We start from the raw sequence: 20014 nt of genomic DNA, 5'->3' as shown, positions 1-20014 counted from the left end.
CACCATCAGGGGCGGGTGAGTTCCTTTGCCAGGAGCTCGGCGATCTGGGCGGTGTTCAGGGCGGCTCCCTTGCGGAGGTTGTCGCCCGTCACGAAGAGGTCCAGGGCGCGCGGGTCGTCCACCGCGCGGCGGATCCGGCCGACCCACGACGGGTCGGTGCCCACCGCGTCGATCGGCATCGGGAACTCGCCGGCGGCCGGGTCGTCGACCAGGATCACGCCGGGCGCGTTGCGCAGCACCTCGCGGGCACCCTCGGCGTCCACCTCGGTGGCGAAGACCGCGTGCACGGCGACCGAGTGACCGGTCACCACCGGCACCCGGACGCAGGTCGCGGAGACCTTGAGGTCGGGCAGCCCGAGGATCTTGCGCGACTCGTTGCGCATCTTCAGCTCCTCGGACGACCAGCCGCCGTCGGCGAGCGAGCCGGCCCAGGGCACCACGTTGAGCGCCAGCGGGGCCGGGAACGGGCCCAGCTCGTCGCCGACCGCCTGCCGGACGTCGCCCGGCCGGGAGCCGAGCACCCGGTCCCCGGCGATCTTGCCGAGCTGGGCGTGCAGCGCGTCCACGCCGGCCTGCCCCGCCCCGGAGACCGCCTGGTACGAGGCGAGGACCAGCTCGCGCAGGCCGTACTCCCGGTGCAGCGGGGCGATCGCCACGATCATCGCCAGGGTGGTGCAGTTGGCGTTGGCGATGATCCCCTTCGGCCGGTTGCGGACCTGCTCGGGGTTGATCTCGGGGACGACCAGCGGGACGTCGCGGTCCATCCGGAACGCGCCGGAGTTGTCGACCGCGACCGCGCCGCGGCTGACCGCGACCGGCGCCCACTCGGCGGAAACCGCGTCCGGGACGTCGAACATGGCCACGTCCACGCCGTCGAACGCCTCGGGGGTGAGCGCCTGCACGGTCAGCATCTCGCCCCGGCACGGGATCTGGCGGCCGGCCGAGCGCTCGGAGGCGAGCAACCGGATCTCGCCCCACACGTTGCGGCGGGAGGAGAGGATCTGGCACATCACCGTGCCGACGGCACCGGTCGCCCCGACCACGGCGAGGGTGGGCAGCGACGACATCCGCGCTACCGCCCCGTGCCCGCGTAGACGACCGCCTCGGTGTCACCGCCCAGGTCGAAGGCGTCGTGGATGGCCCGGACCGCCTTGTCGAGGTCGGTGTCCCGGCAGACCACGGAGACCCGGATCTCCGAGGTGGAGATCATCTCGATGTTCACGCCGGCCGCGCCGAGGGCGGCGAAGAAGCCGGCCGCGACACCCGGGTGCGAGCGCATGCCGGCACCGATCAGGGAGACCTTGCCGACGTGGTCGTCGTAGAGCAGGCCCTTGAACTTGACCTGCTCCTGGATCTTGCTGAGCGCGGCCATCGCGGTCGGGCCGTCGGTCTTGGGCAGGGTGAACGAGATGTCGGTGCGGCCGGTGCCCTCGGTGGACACGTTCTGCACGATCATGTCGATGTTGATCTCGGCGCCGGCCACGGTGTCGAAGATCCGCGCGGCGGCACCCGGCTCGTCGGGCACGCCGACGATGGTGATCTTCGCCTCGCTGCGGTCGTGGGCGACCCCGGTGATCAGTGCCTGTTCCACAGGAAGGTCCTCCATCGATCCGGTGACCATCGTGCCGGTGTTGGTCGAGTATGACGAACGGACGTGGATCGGCAACCCCGCGCGCCGGGCGTACTCGACGCTCCGCAGGTGCAGCACCTTGGCGCCGCAGGCGGCCAGCTCCAGCATCTCCTCGTAGGTGATGTGCTTGATGTGCCGGGCGTTCGGCACGATCCGCGGGTCGGCGGTGAAGACGCCGTCCACGTCGGTGTAGATCTCGCAGACGTCCGCGTCCAGGGCGGCCGCGAGGGCCACGGCGGTGGTGTCCGACCCGCCCCGGCCCAGCGTCGTGACGTCCTTGGTGTCCTGCGAGACGCCCTGGAAGCCGGCCACGATGACCACCGCGCCCTCGTCCAGCGCCCCCTTGAGGCGGCCCGGCGTGACGTCGATGATCCGGGCCCGGCCGTGCACCGAGGTGGTGAGCACGCCGGCCTGGGAGCCGGTGAACGAGCGGGCCTCGTACCCCAGGTTGTGGATGGCCATGGCGAGCAGCGCCATGGAGATCCGCTCCCCGGCGGTGAGCAGCATGTCCAGCTCGCGGCCGGGCGGCAGGGGGCTGACCTGGTTGGCCAGGTCGAGCAACTCGTCGGTGGTGTCCCCCATGGCGGAGACCACCACGACCACGTCGTCGCCGGCCTTGCGGGCGGCCACGATGCGCTCGGCCACCCGCTTGATCCGCTCGGCGTTGGCGACGGAGGACCCGCCGTACTTCTGCACCACGAGTGCCACGACGGTGCACTCCCTCCCAGCGACGACCCTGAGCGTGCCGACGCCGCCGGTCTTCCGTCCGGCGGCGCGTGTCAGACCACCCCAGGGTATCGGGCGGCGCGCGAGGCCGGGTCGGGTGATCCCACCATCCGGCCCGGCGTGGGGCGGCTCACCGCGGCCGGCCGGGCCGCGCGACACGCCGACCGGAACACCCGGGCGGGGGGCTCCCCGGACCCGCGCCGCACCGCAGAATGTCCCGGTGCACGCACACCGACGCGCGGCCCGACGGCTTGCCGGCGCCCTGGCGCTGACCCTGCCGGCGCTCCTGGCCGCCTGCACCGCCGACCCGCCGAGCCCGGCCCCGACCAGCACCGCCGACCCCGTCCCGGCCGAGGTGGACGCGGCCCGGGACGAGCTCGCCGCGCTGGCCGCCGCCGCCCAGGACCGGCACCTCACCGCCACGTACGCCTTCGAGCCGGCCGACGGTACGGCCCGGACGGTTGCGGTGACCAGCGCGAACGACGGCACCTGGCGGGTGGACGTGCCGGGCTGGGGGCAGGGCGGCACGGTCGACGTGTCGCTCGCCGCCACCGCGGACGGGCTCTTCCAGTGCGCCCTGCCCTCCGCCGGTTGGGCGCAGCCGGCGGGCTGTGTACGCCTCGGCGACGCGGACGACGCCGTGCCCCGGAAGCTGGACCCGCGGGTGCAGCACCCGTTCACCGACTGGCTGGAGGTGCTCACCGACCGGCGCGCCCCGCTCGCGGTCTCGCCGGCCGCCCCGCTCCCCGGGGTGAGCGGCGAGTGCTACTCGGTCGAGTCGACCTCGGCCTCGCTGAACGCCCCGCTGGACGTGGGCATCTACTGCTACCGGCCGGACGGCACCCCGGCGGCGGTCCGGGCCGCCTTCGGCACCCTGAAGCTGACCGGCGAGCCGGGTGCGGCGCCGGCCACCGTGCCGCTGGCCGGGCCGGTCACCGAGGGCGAGCCGGTGAGCCGGGACGCGCCGTCGCCGACCGACAGCCCGAGCGCGGGAACGCCCTGACCCTATGTCCGTTACGGGTGCTCTTAGCCACATCTGACCGGGGCCGACGTCAGGGGCAAAAGGCCCATCAGGGATGCTTTACCGCATGCCCGACCTCACCCCGCTGCTCGCCTTCCGCTGGAGCCCGCGCGCCTTCGACCCGGCCGCCGAACTCACCGAGGACGAGGCCACCTCCCTGCTGGAGGCCGCCCGCTGGGCGCCCTCGGCCGGCAACACCCAGCCGTGGCGGTTCGCGCTCGGCCACCGGCAGGACGAGACGTGGAAGCGGATCTTCGTCAGCCTGCCGGCGGACGACCAGCGCTGGACGCGGCACGCCGCCGCCCTGGTGGTCGGCGCGCACACCGGCGGCGATCCGGAACGGGCCGCGTACGACCTGGGGCAGGCCGTCGCGCACCTGACCGTGCAGGCCACCGCGCTCGGCCTGCACGTGCGCCAGCTCACCCGCTTCGACCGGGCCGGTCTCGCCACCGAGCTGGACCTCGCGGTCGGGATCCGGCCGCTGGTGGTGGTCGCCGTCGGCCGGCTCGGCGACCCGTTCGCGCTCCCCGAGGACCTGCGGGACCGGGAGACCGCCCTGCGTCGCCGCCGGCCGCTCGCCGACCTGCTCCTCACCTGATCCGGCCCGGCCGGGTCATCCGCCGCGGCTGGCCCGGACGAGGACCGTCGCGGCGTCGGTGTTGCGGTAGAGGACGTGCCGGCCCTGCCGGGACCGGGAGACCAGGCCGGCGGCGTGCAGCGCGGCCAGGTGCTGCGAGACGCTCCCGCCCGACATCCCGGTGCGCCGGGCCAGGTCGGTGGTGGTGGCCGCCGTGTCGAGCAGGTGCAGCAGCGTCGCCCGGCCTCCGCCGACCACCCGTGCCAGCGCGTCGCCGGACGGCGTCGCGGTCGCCTCCCAGAGCGTCCCGACCGCACGGACCGGATAGGCCGCGGCGGGCAGCGATGCCTCCAGCAGATTCCACAGCACCCGCCGCTCGGTGAACACCGTCGGGTTCAGCGCCAACCCACGACCGCGCAGGTCGAAGTCCCGCTCGAACGGGTCGTCGCCGACCACCCGGTCACCGAGCCAGCGCAGGCTCGGGTGCAACTGTTCGAAGAAATGACCGGCCCCGCCCTCGGCGAGCTGGGCGGCGCGGTACGCCACGTCGGCGTCGAGCAGCGCGCGCATCCGCGGCCAGTCCGGGGAGATCGCCTCGTCGTACCAGACCCGTACCGCGTTGACGAGCTGCGGCAGCAGCTCGCGGGGCTCGGCGAGCAGCGCCCGCCCGAACGGACTCAGCGGCCGGCGCGGGGTGGTCGCCAGCAGGTCCCGAACCACCACGTCGGGTGGCGTCGCCGCGATCTGGTCGAGTTGCTCGGCCATCTCCACGTTCGGGCGGGCCGCCGGGGTGAGGAAATCGGGCAACGGGCAACCCCGCCAGGTCAGGTCCACAAGCGGTCGGACCCGGGCAGCCACCTCGGGGCGGCGCAACGTCACCCGGGCCCGGTCGATCCAGGGCAGGTGCACCGCGTAGCGGAGCGGGCTGGCCAGCGCCCACATGCTCATGACCGTCTCGTTGGCCGGCGACACGGCGACCCGCACTCCCGCCACATCGGCCAGGCTGAACCGCAACTCGGACACACGACCCCCGAACCCAGGATTCGGCCCAGCCTAAAAGGTTCGACGGGAACCATGGGGACCGGATTCACTCACCGCCCATGGGGGCCAGAGAGATCATCCGCACCGCCGTCCGTCACGTCGTACCGCCCGCCGGGTTGACCCGCGCCCTGGCAGTCCAGGCCATGGTCGGAGCCGTCGGCAGCGGCATGTTCCACGCCGGCAGCGCCGTCTTCTTCACCCGGGCGCTCGGCCTCAGCGCCGCCCAGGTCGGGCTGGGCCTCTCCATCGCGGCGGGGGTGTCGCTGCTGGGTACGGTGCCGCTGGGCGGGCTCACCGACCGGTACGGGCCGCAGCGGGTCTGGGTGGTCGGGCTGGTGCTGAACGCCGCGCTCTTCGCGGCGTACCCGTTCGTGGGCGGCTTCGCGAGCTTCCTCGCCGTGGTGGTGGCGCTGGCAGCCGTGGACGCGTCGACAGGCGTGGCCCGGCAGGTCTACTCGATCAACGCGGTCCCCCCGGCCGAACGGGTCACGGCGATGGCGTACCAGCGCTCGTCGTTGAACGTCGGCTTCGGGCTGGGCGCGGTGGTCAGCGGCCTGGTGCTGGCGGTGGATACGATCGAGGCGTACCGGGGAATGGTCTGGTTCATCTCGGCGGTCTTCTTTATCACGGCGCTGTTCGTGCGACGGCTGCCCCGACTGCCGCAGGTGACCCGGCCGGTGGAGCCGATGAGTCGGCTCGCCGTGCTGCGGGACCGCCCGTTCATGGCGGTGTCCCTGCTGTCTGGGCTGCTCACCGCGCACGGGGTGCTCTACCTGACGGTCATGCCGCTGTGGATCCTCACGCACACCGACGCCCCGAAGACGGTGATCGCCGCGCTGGTGCTGCTCAACACGGTCCTGATCGTGCTGCTCCAGGTACGCGTCAGCCGGGGTGCCGACACCGCCGCGGGCGCGGCGCGGGCCTCCCGTCGTGGGGGTCTGCTGATCGCCCTTTCTTGTCTGGTCCTGCCGCTCTCCGCGGTCACCCGGGGTCCGCTCACCGTCGTGGTGCTGGTGGCCGCCGCGACGGTGCTGATCCTGGCCGAGTTGATCGAGTCGGCGGGCACCTGGGGGCTCACCGCCACCCTTCCGCCGGACGACCAGCGCGGCGCGTACGTGGGGGCGCTGCGGCTCGGCGAGCAGGTGCAGTACCTGATCGCCCCGGCGGGCCTGACCGCCCTCGGCGTGACCATCGGCGGCTGGGGCTGGTTACCGATGGCAGCGCTCTTCGTGCTGGTCGGAGCGGCGATCGTGCCCGCGGTGGGCTGGGCCGAACGGACGCCGCGGCTGGGCGCCGCGGCCCCCGAGGAGACCGTGACACCGGTCCCATAGTCCGGACCTGGCTTCCCACCACCCACCTCGCCACGTAGGGTGACCTTGTCATGTGGCGGGCGTACCTTCTCCTTGGCTGCCGCGACGAGGCCTGACCGGCCGGCACCTCGTCGCGGAGTTGAACCGCGCCGTCCAGCACATCCGAACTTCTTCTCGGCACCGCCGCGCACCGTCGCCCGGCACCTCGCCGACACCTTCCGATCTGCTGACGCCACATGTTCCCAGGGAGCACTCCGAGATGGCTCAACCTGTCACCGACGCTGAGACCGATCCGATCGCCCGGCAGCGCCCCAGCCGGATGCCGTTCCAGCGTTACCTGCCCTACCACCAGCAGTTCCGGTTCGACCTGCCGGACCGCGCCTGGCCCGCCCGCCGCGTCGAGGCCGCGCCCCGCTGGTGCGCCGTGGATCTCCGCGACGGCAACCAGGCCCTGATCGACCCGATGTCGCCCGAGCGCAAGCGGCGGATGTTCCAGCTGCTGGTGCAGATGGGCTACAAGGAGATCGAGGTCGGTTTCCCCTCGGCCAGCCAGACCGACTACGACTTCGTCCGGCAACTGATCGAGCAGGACCTGATCCCCGAGGACGTCACCATCCAGGTGCTGACCCAGTGCCGGGAGCACCTGATCGACCGCACCTTCGAGTCGCTGCGCGGCGCGCGCCGGGCCATCGTCCACTTCTACAACTCCACCTCGACGCTCCAGCGCCGGGTGGTCTTCGGGCTGGACCGGGACGGCATCACCGACATCGCCACCACCGGCGCCCGGCTCTGCCAGAAGTACGCGGAGATCCACACCCCGGACACCGACATCCACTACGAGTACTCGCCGGAGTCGTACACCGGCACCGAGCTGGAGTACGCGCTGGAGGTCTGCGCCAAGGTCATCGAGGTGATCGACCCCACCCCGGACCGCAAGCTGATCATCAACCTGCCGGCCACCGTCGAGATGGCCATGCCGAACGTCTACGCCGACTCGATCGAGTGGATGCACCGGCACCTGCCCCGCCGGGACAGCCTGGTGCTGAGCCTGCACCCGCACAACGACCGGGGCACCGGCGTGGCCGCCGCCGAGCTGGGCCTGCTGGCCGGCGCCGACCGGATCGAGGGCTGCCTGTTCGGCAACGGCGAGCGCACCGGCAACGTCGACCTGGTCACCCTGGGGCTGAACCTCTTCTCCCAGGGCATCGACCCGATGATCGACTTCTCGAACATCGACGAGGTCAAGCGCGCCGTCGAATACTGCAACCAGCTGCCGGTGCACGAGCGCCACCCGTACGCGGGCGACCTGGTCTACACCGCCTTCTCCGGCTCCCACCAGGACGCCATCAAGAAGGGCTTCGACGCACTGCACGCCGACGCGGCGGCGGCCGGGGTGCCGGTCGACGGGTTCACCTGGGCCGTGCCCTACCTGCCGATCGACCCGAAGGACCTGGGCCGCACCTACGAGGCGGTCATCCGGGTCAACTCGCAGTCCGGCAAGGGCGGCGTCGCGTACATCATGAAGTCCGAGCACCAGCTCGACCTGCCGCGCCGCCTCCAGATCGAGTTCTCCGGCGTGGTCCAGCAGGTCACCGACCACGACGGCGGCGAGGTCGAGCCGGGCACCATGTGGGAGATCTTCGCCCGCAACTACCTGGTCGACCACCAGGTCGACCCGGCGGTCACCCTGGACGACTACGCCATCGGCACCGCCGAGGGCAAGGTCGAGATCGAGGCCCGGGTCGGCTACGACGGCGAGGTCCGCCCGCTCACCGCGGTCGGCAACGGCCCGATCGACGCGTACGTCGGCGCGCTCCAGTCGCTCGGCGTGGCGGTACGGGTGCTCGACTACCACGAGCACGCGCTCTCCTCCGGCGGGGACGCGCAGGCCGCCGCGTACGTGGAGTGCGAGGTGGACGGCCGGACCGTCTGGGGCGTCGGGGTGGACGCCAACATCGTGACCGCCTCGATCAAGGCGGTCACCAGCGCGGTCAACCGCGCCCGGAGCTGACCGGCGGGTGGCCGGGCTCCTTCCGGGGTCCGGCCACCCGGTCAGACCGGCACGACGGTGGACGTGCCGTCGTCGAGGACCAGCGCCTGGGCCACGATCACCCGCTGCCCGTCGAAGGTGGCCGCCGGCGAGCCGTGCAGCCGGTAGCCGTCGGCCAGCGCCTCGCTGACCCGGCGGCAGAAGTCGGCGTCGTCCGGCCCGGTGAGCAGCCGGTACCGCAGGCGGGCCGGCGTGCGACTCTCCTGATCATCCATGGCCCGACGCTAACAGCGGCGCCGTCACCGCCGGTCCGGTGGCGTCGAGGCGGGCAGCGACGGGCAGGGCTGGGCGCCGGGCGCGGTCCGCGCCGGCCGGTGGATCAGCAGCCCGGCCAGCACCGCCCCGGCCAGCAGCAGGCCGGCGCACCAGAGCATCGCCCCGCGGAACGCGTCGGCCAGCGCGGTCTTCTGCTCGTACCCGCTGCCGGAGAGGCCGACCAGCAGCGGCAGCGCGGCCACCGCGAGCAGGCCGCCGGCCCGGGAGGCGGCGTTGTTGAAGCCGCTCGCCACCCCGGCGAACCGGTCCGCCACCGCGCCGAGCACGGACGCGGTCAGCGGGGCGACCACCAGGGTGAGCCCCGCGCCGAACAGAAGCACCCCGGGCAGCACGTCCACCCAGTACGACGCGCCGGGGCCGACCCGGCGCAGCAGCAGCAGGCCGGCCGCGGCGACCACCGGGCCGACGGTGAGCGGCAGGCGGGGGCCGATCCGGGCGGCGAGCGCCCCGGCCCGGGCCGAGCCGGCCAGCAGCAGCAGCGTCATCGGCACGGTGGCCAGGCCGGTGAGCAGCGCCGACCAGCCGACCACGTTCTGCAGGTAGACGGCGAGGAAGAAGGTGAACCCGCCGAGCGCCGCGTAGACCACCACGGTGAAGATGTTCAGCACCGAGAAGAGCCGGCTGCCGAACAGCCCGGTGGGCAGCATGGCGGTGTCGCCGCGGCGCCGCTCGACCAGCACGAAGACCACCGCGCCGAGCACCCCGACGACCGCGGCGGCCAGCACCGCCGGGGAGCCGGCACCGCGCGCCGGGGCGTCGATGAGGGCGTACGTGACGCCGCCGAGCCCGAGCGCGCCGAGCAGCGCCCCGGCCACGTCGAACCGCCGGCCGGCCCCGGTACGCGAGGCGGCCTCGTCCCGGCTCTCCGGCACCCAGCGCAGCGTGGCGAGCACCACCGCCACGGCCAGCGGCAGGTTGACGAAGAAGATCCACCGCCAGGAGAGCGTGTCGATAAGCCAGCCGCCGAGGAGCGGGCCGAGCGCGGTGGACACGCCGGAGAGCCCGGACCAGGTGCCGATCGCCCGGGCCCGGTCGTCCGGATCGAAGCTGGCCTGGAGCACCGAGAGCGAGCCGGGGGTGAGCAGTGCCCCGCCGGCGCCCTGGAGGAACCGCGCCGCGATCAGCCAGCCGGTCCCCTGGGCCAGCCCGCAGAGCACCGACGCCCCGGCGAACCACACCACCCCGAGCAGGAAGACCCGCCGCCGCCCGAACCGGTCGCCCAGCGCGCCGCCGAGCAGCACGAAGGCGGCCAGCATCAGCAGGTAGCCGTTGACGGTCCACTGGAGACCGGCGACGGTGGCCCCCAGCTCGGCGCCGAGCCGGGGCAGCGCCACGTTGACGACGGTGCTGTCCAGGAAGACCATGCCGGAGCCGAGGATCGCGGCGAGCAGCGTGCCACGGCCGGCGGCGGAGCCGGTACGCAGCGCGGGAGCGGGTGCGGTCATGGGTAACCACTCTGCCGGGCCTCCACTCCCGACGCCACGAATCACGGAAACCGTCGCCCGGGTACTGTGCGGACTCGCCCGGAGCCCGCAAGCTGGAGAGGTGTCGTCTGTGCGTACGAGATCAGGAGCCCGTGCCGGGGTGGTCGCCGCGCTCGCCGCGGTGCTCGCCCTCGGCGCGGCCGGTTGCGTGCCGGTCGACGAGCCGGACGTGCCGCCCACCAGCACCGGCAACGTCGACCAGCAGCTCGGTGAGCTGACCGTCGCCGCAGCCGGCTCGATGAAGGGCTACAGCCGGACCCGCTTCCCCCACTGGCGGGACACCGGCAAGAACTGCGACGTGCGGGACAGCGTGCTGCAACGGGACGGGGAGAGCATCAAGCTCTCCGGCTGCAACGTGGTCGGCGGCCGCTGGGAGAGCCCGTACGACGGGCTGGCGCTGACCGATCCGGCCGACGTGGACATCGACCACATGGTGCCGCTGGCCAACGCGTGGCGCTCCGGCGCCGACGAGTGGGACGACTCGAAGCGCGGCGACTTCGCCAACGACCTGACCCGGCCGCAGCTGATCGCGGTTTCCCTCCGCTCCAACCGGGCAAAGGGTGACCAGGACCCGTCCCAGTGGAAGCCGGCGAACCGGTCGTTCTGGTGCCAGTACGCCGCGGACTGGGTGGCGGTCAAGCACCACTGGCGGCTGACGGTGACCAGTGCCGAGAAGGCCGCTCTCACCGACATGTTGGAGGGCTGCACATGGGCGAACAAGCCGTGACCGGCGCCGGTGGCACACCGACGGCGCCGGAGAGGACGCCGGACGCGACCGACGCCGCGGCCGCCGGCGGCGGGACCGTGCCCGGCCCGACCTCGGCCGGGATGACGGCCGACGGCACGCCGGCCGCCCCCGCCGACGTCTCCGGGGCGGGGATGTCCGCCGACGCCACCCCGACCCCGCCCGCGGCACCGCCGGCGCCCGGAGCGCCGGAGCGGACCAGCGACATCACCGCCGGCCCGGGCGGGGTGATGACCGACGAGGTCGGCGTGGTGACCGGCGACCTGACGCTGCGCACGGAGTACGCCGACGGCCAGGTCACCCTGCGGGTGCAGTACAAGGACGCCGACGAGTGGTACGCGGTGACCGGCGGCCGGGTGCCGCTGGCCGACCCGGCCGCCCTGGACGCCGTGCACACCGTCGCGGTGGCCCTGCTCAACCGCCCCGAGGGCTGACCGGCCGGCACACGACGAGGCCCCTTCCCCGGCCGGGGAAGGGGCCTCGCGTCGTCACGTCACGGGGTCGGGATCAGCTCGCCGGTGTCGCCCGGCGCCGCGCTGTCGTCCGGCCGGACCAGCTCCGGCTCCACCTCGTGCGGGCGGATCCGGCCGGCCGCGATGTCCTCCGCGTAGTGGCAGGCCACCCGGTGCCCGTCGAGCACCTCGCGCAGCGCCGGCCGCTCGTCGGCGCAGCGGGTCGGCTGGGCCCACGGGCAGCGGGTGTGGAACCGGCAGCCGGCCGGCGGGTTCGTCGGCGAGGGCAGGTCGCCGGCGAGCAGGATCCGCTCCCGGCGGTCCTCCACCTGCGGGTCGGGCACCGGCACCGCCGACATGAGCGCCTTGGTGTAGGGGTGCATCGGCTCCCGGTAGAGGTCGTCGCTGGACGCCTCCTCCACCAGGCCGCCGAGGTACATCACCCCGACCGTGTCGGCGATGTGCCGGACCACCGCCAGGTCGTGGGCGATGATCAGGTACGTCAGGCCGTGCTCGTTCTGCAGCTCCTCCAGCAGGTTGATCACCTGCGCCTGGATCGACACGTCCAGCGCGGAGACCGGCTCGTCGGCGACGATCAGGTCCGGGTCGAGCACGAGCGCACGGGCGATGCCGATGCGCTGGCGCTGCCCGCCGGAGAACTCGTGCGGGTACTTGCTCAGCGCCGACGCGGGCAGGCCGACCGCGGCGAGCGCCTCCCGGAGCCGCTTGGCGGTGGCCGCCTTGTCCTTGGCCAGACCGTGCGCCTTGAGCCCCTCGACAAGCAGCGACTCCACCGACTGCCGGGGGTCGAGGCTGGACAGCGGGTCCTGGAAGATCATCTGGATCCGGCGGCGCATCCGGCGCATCGACTCGCCCTTGAGCGCGCGGATGTCGGTGCCGTCGAAGACGATCTCACCGTCGGTCGGCTCGACCAGCCGCAGCAGGCCCCGGCCGAGGGTGGACTTGCCACACCCCGACTCGCCCACCAGCCCGTACGTCTCGCCCTTGTTGATGGAGAGCGAGACGCCGTCGACGGCGTAGACGTGACCGACGGTGCGGTCGAAGAGCACGCCGCTCTTGATCGGGAAGTGGACCTTGACGTCGCGCAGTTCGACAAGTGGTCCGGTCCGCTCGGTCGACTCGGTCACGGCACCGCCACCTCCTCGGAAACGGGGTTGTTGCAGCGCAGGTCGCCGCCGGTCGCGGTGGGTTCGAGTGGAGGCGTGCCCTCCAGGCAGGCGTCCACCACGTTGTCGCAGCGGGGGGCGAACGCGCAGCCCTCGACCCACGGGATGTTGTCGGCCACCGAGCCACGGATGGCGTGCAGCCGCTCGCCCCGCGGCGAGTCCAGCCGCGGCACCGAGTTGAGCAGCCCGTGCGTGTACGGGTGCCGCGGCCGGGCGAACAGCTCGTGCCGGGCGGCCCGCTCGACCACCTTGCCGCCGTACAGCACGTTGACCGTGTCGCAGAGGCCGGCCACCACGCCCAGGTCGTGCGTGATCATGATGAGCGCGGTGCCGGTCTCGTCGACCAGCTGCTTGAGCAGGGTGAGGATCTGCGCCTGGATGGTCACGTCCAGCGCGGTGGTCGGCTCGTCCGCGATCAGCAGCCGCGGCTTGCAGGCCAACGCGATGGCGATCAGCGCACGCTGCCGCATGCCGCCGGAGATCTGGTGCGGATATTCCTTGAGCCGCCGCGTCGGGTCCGGGATGCCGACCGCGTCGAGCAGCTCCCGGGCCTCCTTCATGGCCACCTTGCGGTCCATCCCGCGGTGCCGCTCCAGCACCTCGGCCACCTGGACGCCGATGGGCACGACCGGGTTCAACGACGACAGCGGGTCCTGGAAGATCATGCCGATGTCCCGGCCGCGCCGGTCCCGCATGTCGTCCGGGCGCAGCTTGAGCAGGTCGGTGCCGTCGAAGTTGACCTCGCCGGTGACCTTGTTGCCCCGCCGGGGCAGCAGGCCCATGATCGCCAGGCTGGTCACGCTCTTGCCGCAGCCGGACTCGCCGACCAGGCCCACGGTCTGCCCCGGCTCCACGCTGAAGCTGACCTTGTCGACCGCCGTGAACGGCCGCTCACCACGACGCTGGAACACCACGCTCAGATCGCGTACGTCGAGCAGGCTCATCGGGTCACTTCCTCACCGTGCTGGTCCGTTGTGCGCATCGCCGTCACCGCCGGCTCTTCGGGTCGATCGCCTCGCGCATGCCCTCACCCAGCAGGGTGAAGCCGAGCGCGACCACGATGATCGCGATGGCCGGGTAGTAGGCAAGCTCCGGCCGCACCTCGAAGTAGCGCTGACCGTCCACGCCGAGCATCAGGCCCCACTCGGCGCGGTTGATGTCGGGGTCACCGAGACCGAGGAAGGATAGCGACGCCGCCTCCAGGATCGCGGTGGAGAGGGTGAGCGTGGCCTGCACGATCACCGCGGTCATCGCGTTGGGCAGCATGTGCCGCAGCACGATCGAGCCCTGCTTGACGCCGAGCGCCCGGGCGGCCAGCACGTGGTCGCTCTCCCGCTGGGCGAGCATCGAGCCGCGCAGCAGCCGGGCGAAGATCGGCACGTTGACGATGGCCACCGCCAGGATGACCGTCCACTGGCTGGACCGGCTGGCCATGGCCACCAGGCTGATGGCCAGCAGCAGCGCCGGCAGCGCCAGCATCACGTCGGTGACGCGCATCAGGATGTTGTCGACCCAGCCGCCGAAGGCACCGGCGATCGCGCCGATCAGCACGCCCAGGGCCAACCCGATCAGCGTGGCGAGCACGCCGACGAAGAGTGTCTGCCGGCTGCCGTGGATCATGCGGGACAGGAAGTCCCGGCCGAGCGGGTCGGAGCCGAACGGGAACTCGCTGCTGGCCCCGGGGATGCTGTCGACGGTCAGGTTCTTCGTCAGCTCGTCGAAGCGCTGCGCGGGGTCGTGCGGCGCGAGCAGCGGCGCGAAGATCGCGACCAGGACGAACAGCGCCACGATGGACGCGCCGACGATCGCCGTCGGGTTGCGCCGCAGCCGGCGGAACGCGTCCCGGACCAGGCTCACGCCGCCCTTGTCGGCGGTGGCCTGGGCCAACTGCTCCAGCCGGGCGCGCTTGCGCTCGCCGAGCCGGTCGATGCCGCGCGGCAGGGTGCCCTCGCGCTTCTCCTCGACGGCGGCCGGGTCCACGCTCTCACGGGGGGTGCCCACGACGGGCCGGGTGATCGGATCACTCATCGCACACGCACCCTCGGGTCGATGAAGGCGTAGGAGAGGTCGACCAGGAGGTTGACCACCACGAAGACCAGTGCGGCCAGCAGGATCAGCGCCTGGAGCACCGGGTAGTCGCGGCCGCCGCTGATCGAGTTGTAGATCAGCGTGCCGAGGCCGCCCCAGTTGTAGACCCGCTCGGTGAGCACCGCGCCGGAGAGCAGCGCGCCGGTCTGCAGGCCGATGGTGGTGACCACCGGCAGCAGGCCGTTCCGCAGGATGTGCCGGCCCCGGATGGTCTTGTGGCGCAGACCCTTCGCCTCGGCGGTGCGGACGTAGTCCTCGTTCAGCACGTCGAGCACGCTGGCCCGGGTGATCCGGACGATCACCGCGAGCGGGATGGTGGCCAGGGTGAACGCCGGCAGGATCAGGTGCCACAGCGCGTCGGCGGAGGCGTCGAACTCGCGGGTGAGCAGTCCGTCGAGGACGAAGAAGCCGGTGATGTTCGTGTTGTCCACCCCGGTGCTGATCCGGCCCGAGGGCGGGAACCAGTGCATGTTCTGGGTGAAGACGTCCTTGAGCAGGTAGCCCAGGAAGAAGATCGGGATCGAGATGCCGAGCAGGGTGCCGGCGATGCTCATGTTGTCGAGCAGCCGGCCCCGGTGCCGGGCGGCCAGGTAGCCGAGCGGCACGCCGAGCCCGATGGCGATGATCATGGCGGCCGCGGCCAGCTCGATGGTGGCCGGGAAGGCGCGGCCGATCACCTCGGTGACCGGGTCGCCGCTCCGGATCGAGTTGCCGAAGTCGCCGGTCAGCAGCCGCTGCATGAACTTGGCGTACTGCACCAGGATCGGCTGGTCGTAGCCGAGGGCCTTGACCAGCAGGGCCCGGCGCTCCGGCGTGGCCCGCTCACCGAGCAGCGCCTCGATCGGGCCGCCGGGGAGGTTCCGCAGCCAGACGAAGACCAGCAAGGACAGCCCTATCAGGGTCACCACCAGCTGCAGCAGGCGGCGGACTATGACTCGCAACATCTCTCACACACCAGATTTCTCGGTAACAGCGGGTCGGCCCGGGCCGGGAGAGAGAGCCCGGCCCGGGCCGATTCCGCGTACGGCGTCAGCGGTCAGTAGCGTCCTCAGCCGACGCTGACGGTGTTGAACCGCTCGTCGGTCAGGGGGCTGGCGACCAGACCCTTGACGTCCTTGGTGACCACGATGGCCGGCGGGGCGTGCCAGACCGGCACGGCCGGCAGCCACTTGGCGGCGATGTCGCGGTTGACCTGCTCCCACGCGGCCTTCTTGCCGGCCTCGTCGACCGTGGCGTCGGCCTTGGTGATGGCGTCGAACATCTCGGTCATCGCCTGGTCACCGAACTCGACCTTGGCGCGGCCGAAGAAGGTGCCGACGAAGTTGCCCGGGTCGTTGTAGTCGCCGGTCCAGCCGAGGATGTGCAGGTCGTGCTTGCCGAACTGCTGCACGTCGTCCTTGTAGCCACCGTTCCACGGGCGGGCCACACCGTTGACCTTGATGCCGACGGCCTGCAGGTCGTTGGCCAGGACGGTGAAGATCTCCTGCGGGTTCGGCATGTACGGCCGGGAGACGTCGGTCGGGTAGTAGAAGTTGAGCGTCAGGTTCTGAGCGCCCGCGTCCTTGAGCAGCTGCTTGGCCTTCTCGACGTTGTACTCGTACTTCTGCACGTCCTGGGCGTAGCCGAGCACGGTGTCCGGCATGAACTCGTCGGCGACCTTGGTGCCACCCGGGCCCTTGGTCTGGACGAGCTGCTGGCGGTTGAGGGCGTAGGCGATGGCCTGGCGCACCCGCAGGTCCTTCAGCTTCGGGTTCTTCTGGTTGAAGCCGAGGTAGAGGATGTTGAACGCCGGGCGGTCGAGAACCTGGAAGCCCTCACCGGCCAGCGCCTTGCGGTCGGCCGGGGCCGGGAAGTCGATGCCCTGGACGGTGCCCGCCCGCAGCTCCTGCTTGCGGGTGTTCTCGTCCTCGATGATCTTGATGACGAGCTTGTCGACCTTGGCCTTCTCACCCCAGTAGTCGGGGTTCCGGTTCAGGGTGATCTCACCCTTGGCCTTGTCCCAGCCACCGAAGGTGAAGGGGCCGGTGCCCACCGGGTGCTCGTTGGCGAACGCGCTGTACTCGAACGAGTCGCCGTTCTGCTTCACCGTGTCGGCGTCGTACTTCTTCAGCGCCTCGGGGCTGGCGATCGAGAGCGCGGTCAGCGCGAAGGCGCCGGGGAAGGCGCCCTTGTACCGGTTCATCGTGACGACGGCGGTGCCGTCGTCCTTGGCCTCGCACTTGTTGTAGACCGGCTCGCCGACACCCTCGGCCTCGTTCTTGGCGAAGCCGCCGAAGACGTCCGAGTAGTAGATCATCTGCGACTGGGCGGCGGCGCCCTTCATGTTGAACCAGCGGTCGAAGTTGAAGCAGACCGCGGCGGCGTTGAAGGGGGTGCCGTCGTGGAACTTCACGTTCTTGCGCAGCTTGAAGGTCCAGACCTTGCCCTCGGGGTCGTGCTCCCAGCTCTCCGCCAGGGCGCCCTGCAGATCGGCCGTACCCGGCTTGTTCTGCACGAGGGTGTCGTACATCTGCCGGATCGGCCGGAACGACTCACCGTCGTCGTTGAAGATCGGGTCGAAGTTCTTCGGGTTACCGGCGCCCGCGAAGACGAACGTGCCGCCGGTCTTGGCCCCACCGCTGTCGTCGTCGCGCTCGCTCTTCGCGCAGCCGGACGCCCCGACCGCCAGAGCGGCGGCGGCCGCGAGGGCCACGGCCGCTTTAAGCCTGCTCGCCTGCATCTCTCACCTCTGTCATGCGCATGTGTCCACGCCGAGCTGTGACTCAGTCCGTGTGCGGGAGGCTATGACACGACACACAGAATGCGGAACGCCCGCGAGGCAATCGCTATCAAGCCGACACCAAGTGACCGGGTCTGACAGTGGCGGATCTACCGACAAACAGGACTGTCACAGCCGGGAGCAGATAGTGGGATCGGACGGATGCCCGCAAAACCGACTAGTCGCCGGCAGGGCGGAGCGGACGTGGCCAATCGCACTCGTCCCACATTCCGGATGGACGAACGACGCCGGCCGGCCCCGGGAACGGGGCCGGCCGGCATGGTGGTGGGCCGCGGTCAGACCGCCCGGCGGCCCTCGAACGCGCGGCCCAGGGTGATCTCGTCGGCGTACTCCAGGTCGCCGCCGACCGGCAGGCCGCTGGCCAGCCGGGTCACCGCGATCCCCATCGGCTTCACCATCAGCGCCAGATAGGTGGCGGTCGCCTCGCCCTCGGTGTTCGGGTCGGTGGCGAGGATCAGCTCGCGGACCGTGCCCCCGCCCAGCCGGGTCATCAGCTCCCGGATCCGCAGGTTGTCCGGGCCGATGCCCTCCAGCGGATTGATCGCGCCGCCGAGCACGTGGTATCGGCCGCGGAACTCGCCGGTCCGCTCGATCGCCACCACGTCCTTGGGCTCCTCGACCACGCAGAGGACCTCATCGGTACGCCGCGGGTCACGGCAGATCCGGCACTGCTCCGACTCGGCCACGTTGTAGCAGGTGGTGCAGAACCGCACCAGGTCCTTGACCTTGCGCAGCGCACCGGCCAGCCGGTTGACGTCGGCGGGATCCGCCGAGAGGACGTGGAACGCGATCCGCTGGGCGCTCTTCGGGCCCACGCCCGGCAGCCGGCCCAGTTCGTCGATCAGGTCCTGGATGGCACCCTCGTACATCTGCCGGCTCAGAACCCGGGCAGGCCGAGGCCGCCCATCCCGCCCGCGACCGGGCCCATCTTCTTCTCGGTCAGCTCCCGGGCCGCCTCGGCGGCGTTGTGGACGGCGGCGACCACCAGGTCCTCCAGCGTCTCCACGTCCTCCGGGTCGACCGCCTTCGGGTCGATCTTGATCGCCTTCAGCTCACCGGTGCCGGCGACGGTGGCGGTGACCAGGCCGCCGCCGGCGGTGCCGGTCAGCTCCGCCTCGGCCAGCTCGGCCTGGGCCTTGGCGATCTGCTGCTGCATCTTCTGCGCCTGCTTCAGCATCTGCTGCATGTTCGGCTGTCCACCTGGGCGCACGGATGGCTCCTTCTCGCACTCGTCTGATCGGCCGCGCCCAGCCTAGTCGGGCGGCGGCACTGCTCCTCGGCGGTCGACGCGCGCTCAGCGCGCGTCGACCTCGTCGATCTTCTCGGCCCCGAACGCCTCGCGGAGCAACTGCACGGCCTGCTCCTCGCCGGACTGCCGGGCGGTCTGCTCGTCGATCACGTCGTCCAGCGGTTCGTCGCCCGGGTCGAAGCCCTCGTAGGCGGGCGCCGCCGGGGCCGCGCCCGCCGACCGGCCGCCGACCGGCCCGTCGTAGTCCGGGTCGTAGGGCGGCTCACCGGCCCAGTCGGCGTCGGCCGTCTTCCGGGTCGCCTGCGCCGCCGGTGGCGGGCCGAGCAAGGGCCCGCCACCGGCGGCGGCCGCCGCCGCGGCCGCCCGGGCCGCCGCGATCGCGCTGTTCTTCGGCGTGCCACCGCGCCCCGGCGCCGCACCCGGCGGTCCGGCCGGCTTCGGTACGGCCGGCGTCGCGGTCGCCGGTCCAGCGGCGCTCGGCGCGGCGGCGGTGGTCACGGCCGCCCCGCCCGGACGGGCGGCCTCCGGCCAGTCCTCCCCGCCGGCGCCGGCCGTCGGGATGCCGCCGGCACCCGCCGGCTCCCCGGTGCCACCCGGTCGGGCCGGCTCCGGCCACTCCTCGTCGTCGTCCCCGGCCGCGGGCTCCCGCACGCCCGGGCCGGCCGGTCGCCGCGCCGGGCCACCGGACGGCTCCGACGCCCGGGCCGCCCCGCCGGACGGGCCGGCGGCGTTCCCGGGCCGGCCCCCGGTCGGGTTCGCCGGGCCGCCGGCGTGGCTCCCCGGGGCATCCGCGGGACCGGACGCCGGGCGCCCCGGCGCGGTGCCGGACGAGGCGGGCACCGGACGGGTCGGCGCGGTGTCGGTCGACGCGGGCACCGGGCGCGCCGGGGCGACCTCGGTCGAGGCGGGGTCCGGGTGTGCCGGGGCGGCGTCGGCCGCCGAGCGGACCGGGGCGGCGTCGGGCGTCGCTCGGGACGCGCCGGAGGGGCGGGCCGGGCCGCCGAGCGAGGCCGCGCCCCGCTCGCCGGCCACCTCGCACCGGATCTGCCAGCGGCCGCCCAGCTCCTCGTAGAGCGCGTCGGTGAGCACGGCGGCGTGGTCGGCCATCATCTTCGCCAGCACCGTCGACTTCACGGTCAGCACCAGCGTGTCGCCGTCCAGGTCACGGACCACCGCGTCACGCATCAGCGCCGCGATCCGCTTGTTGCTCCGGTTGACCTTGCCGACCACCTCCGCCCAGACCCGGCGCACCGCGACGGCGTCGAGCGCGCCGGCCGGGGCCGCGCCGGGACGCGGCGGTTCGGGGGTGGCCGGATCGGGCAGCACCGCGGAGGCCGGCACCGGCCGCCGGGCCGGAGCACCGGACGCCGGACCGTCGGCCGCCGGGGAGCCGGGCGCC

At 72.6% G+C, this 20014-nt stretch carries 18 protein-coding genes and 1 pseudogene; 6 read left to right on the top strand and 13 right to left on the bottom strand.

Features of this window, described 5'->3' with window-relative positions:
* Positions 1–5: 5 nt before the first annotated feature.
* Positions 6–1067 (bottom strand): aspartate-semialdehyde dehydrogenase, encoded by a 1062-nt coding sequence (locus ACW0Q9_RS13915; RefSeq protein ID WP_456181282.1) that lies wholly within the window; start codon positions 1065–1067, stop codon positions 6–8.
* A 5-nt stretch (positions 1068–1072) separates the two neighbouring features.
* Positions 1073–2338 (bottom strand): aspartate kinase, encoded by a 1266-nt coding sequence (locus ACW0Q9_RS13910; RefSeq protein WP_357202525.1) that lies wholly within the window; start codon positions 2336–2338, stop codon positions 1073–1075.
* A gap of 238 nt (positions 2339–2576) precedes the next feature.
* On the opposite strand from ACW0Q9_RS13910, the gene ACW0Q9_RS13905 reads away from it, so the two are divergent.
* Together ACW0Q9_RS13905 and ACW0Q9_RS13900 are read left to right on the top strand one after the other, a co-directional pair.
* Positions 2577–3359, top strand: a complete 783-nt coding sequence (locus tag ACW0Q9_RS13905; protein ID WP_456181280.1) for a hypothetical protein — start codon at positions 2577–2579, stop codon at positions 3357–3359.
* Positions 3360–3444: 85 nt separating this feature from the next.
* Positions 3445–3975, top strand: coding sequence for a nitroreductase family protein (locus tag ACW0Q9_RS13900; RefSeq protein WP_456181278.1), 531 nt, complete (start codon positions 3445–3447; stop codon positions 3973–3975).
* A 15-nt stretch (positions 3976–3990) separates the two neighbouring features.
* Here the strand turns inward: ACW0Q9_RS13900 and ACW0Q9_RS13895 are convergent, their stop codons facing one another.
* Entirely contained in the window at positions 3991–4977 is a 987-nt protein-coding gene (locus ACW0Q9_RS13895) for a MarR family transcriptional regulator (RefSeq protein ID WP_456181276.1), read from the bottom strand.
* A 77-nt stretch (positions 4978–5054) separates the two neighbouring features.
* Between ACW0Q9_RS13895 and ACW0Q9_RS13890 the strand changes: the two genes are divergently transcribed.
* Both ACW0Q9_RS13890 and leuA read left to right on the top strand, forming a co-directional pair.
* Entirely contained in the window at positions 5055–6326 is a 1272-nt protein-coding gene (locus ACW0Q9_RS13890; protein WP_456181274.1) for an MFS transporter, read from the top strand.
* 238 nt (positions 6327–6564) lie between these two features.
* Complete coding sequence (leuA, locus tag ACW0Q9_RS13885; protein ID WP_456181272.1) at positions 6565–8316, top strand: 2-isopropylmalate synthase; 1752 nt, start codon at positions 6565–6567, stop codon at positions 8314–8316.
* A gap of 41 nt (positions 8317–8357) precedes the next feature.
* Here the strand turns inward: leuA and ACW0Q9_RS13880 are convergent, their stop codons facing one another.
* Both ACW0Q9_RS13880 and ACW0Q9_RS13875 read right to left on the bottom strand, forming a co-directional pair.
* The gene (locus tag ACW0Q9_RS13880; RefSeq protein ID WP_456181270.1) at positions 8358–8570 is read right to left on the bottom strand and encodes a DUF1737 domain-containing protein; all 213 of its coding nucleotides are present in this window, start codon (positions 8568–8570) and stop codon (positions 8358–8360) included.
* Positions 8571–8594: 24 nt separating this feature from the next.
* Positions 8595–10076, bottom strand: coding sequence for an MFS transporter (locus tag ACW0Q9_RS13875; RefSeq protein ID WP_456181268.1), 1482 nt, complete (start codon positions 10074–10076; stop codon positions 8595–8597).
* A gap of 109 nt (positions 10077–10185) precedes the next feature.
* Between ACW0Q9_RS13875 and ACW0Q9_RS13870 the strand changes: the two genes are divergently transcribed.
* A complete protein-coding gene (locus ACW0Q9_RS13870) occupies positions 10186–10842 on the top strand; it encodes an HNH endonuclease family protein (protein WP_456181298.1) in 657 nt (218 codons plus the stop codon).
* Positions 10824–11294, top strand: a complete 471-nt coding sequence (locus tag ACW0Q9_RS13865; protein ID WP_456181266.1) for a hypothetical protein — start codon at positions 10824–10826, stop codon at positions 11292–11294. The genes ACW0Q9_RS13870 and ACW0Q9_RS13865 overlap by 19 nt, the downstream gene beginning before the upstream one ends.
* 59 nt (positions 11295–11353) lie before the next feature.
* On the opposite strand, the gene ACW0Q9_RS13860 is transcribed toward ACW0Q9_RS13865, so the two are convergent.
* The 8 genes and pseudogenes from ACW0Q9_RS13860 to ACW0Q9_RS13825 form a co-directional block, all read right to left on the bottom strand.
* Positions 11354–12460 (bottom strand): ABC transporter ATP-binding protein, encoded by a 1107-nt coding sequence (locus ACW0Q9_RS13860; RefSeq protein ID WP_456181264.1) that lies wholly within the window; start codon positions 12458–12460, stop codon positions 11354–11356.
* A complete protein-coding gene (locus tag ACW0Q9_RS13855; RefSeq protein WP_456181262.1) occupies positions 12457–13443 on the bottom strand; it encodes an ABC transporter ATP-binding protein in 987 nt (328 codons plus the stop codon). The genes ACW0Q9_RS13860 and ACW0Q9_RS13855 overlap by 4 nt, the downstream gene beginning before the upstream one ends.
* 43 nt (positions 13444–13486) lie before the next feature.
* The gene (locus tag ACW0Q9_RS13850) at positions 13487–14527 is read right to left on the bottom strand and encodes an ABC transporter permease (RefSeq protein WP_456181260.1); all 1041 of its coding nucleotides are present in this window, start codon (positions 14525–14527) and stop codon (positions 13487–13489) included.
* Complete coding sequence (locus ACW0Q9_RS13845; RefSeq protein ID WP_456181258.1) at positions 14524–15531, bottom strand: ABC transporter permease; 1008 nt, start codon at positions 15529–15531, stop codon at positions 14524–14526. Before ACW0Q9_RS13845 ends, ACW0Q9_RS13850 begins: the two co-directional genes overlap by 4 nt.
* Positions 15532–15635: 104 nt before the next feature.
* Positions 15636–17306: an ABC transporter substrate-binding protein gene (locus ACW0Q9_RS13840; RefSeq protein WP_456181256.1), complete on the bottom strand. Its 1671-nt coding sequence runs from the start codon at positions 17304–17306 to the stop codon at positions 15636–15638.
* A gap of 335 nt (positions 17307–17641) precedes the next feature.
* Positions 17642–18235 carry a recombination mediator RecR gene (recR, locus tag ACW0Q9_RS13835; protein ID WP_456181254.1) on the bottom strand — a complete coding sequence of 198 codons (594 nt, stop codon included), beginning with the start codon at positions 18233–18235 and terminating at the stop codon, positions 17642–17644.
* An 8-nt stretch (positions 18236–18243) separates the two neighbouring features.
* Entirely contained in the window at positions 18244–18552 is a 309-nt protein-coding gene (locus tag ACW0Q9_RS13830; RefSeq protein WP_030502117.1) for a YbaB/EbfC family nucleoid-associated protein, read from the bottom strand.
* A 108-nt stretch (positions 18553–18660) separates the two neighbouring features.
* Positions 18661–20014: pseudogene (locus ACW0Q9_RS13825) on the bottom strand (DNA polymerase III subunit gamma and tau); the annotation flags it as partial.

The organism is Micromonospora sp. I033 (assembly GCF_053890995.1).
The sequence above is the reverse complement of the archived record's forward strand: the minus strand, read 5'-3'. Positions and strand labels throughout refer to the sequence as shown.

What these genes read in the sequence shown, in the direction of transcription:
- ACW0Q9_RS13915 (WP_456181282.1), bottom strand. Translation starts at nt 1,067, where the DNA reads ATGTCGTCGCTGCCCACCCTCGCCGTGGTCGGGGCGACCGGTGCCGTC.
- ACW0Q9_RS13880 (WP_456181270.1), bottom strand. Translation starts at nt 8,570, where the DNA reads ATGGATGATCAGGAGAGTCGCACGCCGGCCCGCCTGCGGTACCGGCTG.
- ACW0Q9_RS13875 (WP_456181268.1), bottom strand. Translation starts at nt 10,076, where the DNA reads ATGACCGCACCCGCTCCCGCGCTGCGTACCGGCTCCGCCGCCGGCCGT.
- ACW0Q9_RS13830 (WP_030502117.1), bottom strand. Translation starts at nt 18,552, where the DNA reads ATGCAGCAGATGCTGAAGCAGGCGCAGAAGATGCAGCAGCAGATCGCC.
- ACW0Q9_RS13855 (WP_456181262.1), bottom strand. Translation starts at nt 13,443, where the DNA reads ATGAGCCTGCTCGACGTACGCGATCTGAGCGTGGTGTTCCAGCGTCGT.
- ACW0Q9_RS13840 (WP_456181256.1), bottom strand. Translation starts at nt 17,306, where the DNA reads ATGCAGGCGAGCAGGCTTAAAGCGGCCGTGGCCCTCGCGGCCGCCGCC.
- ACW0Q9_RS13890 (WP_456181274.1), top strand. Translation starts at nt 5,055, where the DNA reads ATGGGGGCCAGAGAGATCATCCGCACCGCCGTCCGTCACGTCGTACCG.
- ACW0Q9_RS13850 (WP_456181260.1), bottom strand. Translation starts at nt 14,527, where the DNA reads ATGAGTGATCCGATCACCCGGCCCGTCGTGGGCACCCCCCGTGAGAGC.
- ACW0Q9_RS13845 (WP_456181258.1), bottom strand. Translation starts at nt 15,531, where the DNA reads ATGTTGCGAGTCATAGTCCGCCGCCTGCTGCAGCTGGTGGTGACCCTG.
- leuA (WP_456181272.1), top strand. Translation starts at nt 6,565, where the DNA reads ATGGCTCAACCTGTCACCGACGCTGAGACCGATCCGATCGCCCGGCAG.
- ACW0Q9_RS13900 (WP_456181278.1), top strand. Translation starts at nt 3,445, where the DNA reads ATGCCCGACCTCACCCCGCTGCTCGCCTTCCGCTGGAGCCCGCGCGCC.
- ACW0Q9_RS13865 (WP_456181266.1), top strand. Translation starts at nt 10,824, where the DNA reads ATGGGCGAACAAGCCGTGACCGGCGCCGGTGGCACACCGACGGCGCCG.
- recR (WP_456181254.1), bottom strand. Translation starts at nt 18,235, where the DNA reads ATGTACGAGGGTGCCATCCAGGACCTGATCGACGAACTGGGCCGGCTG.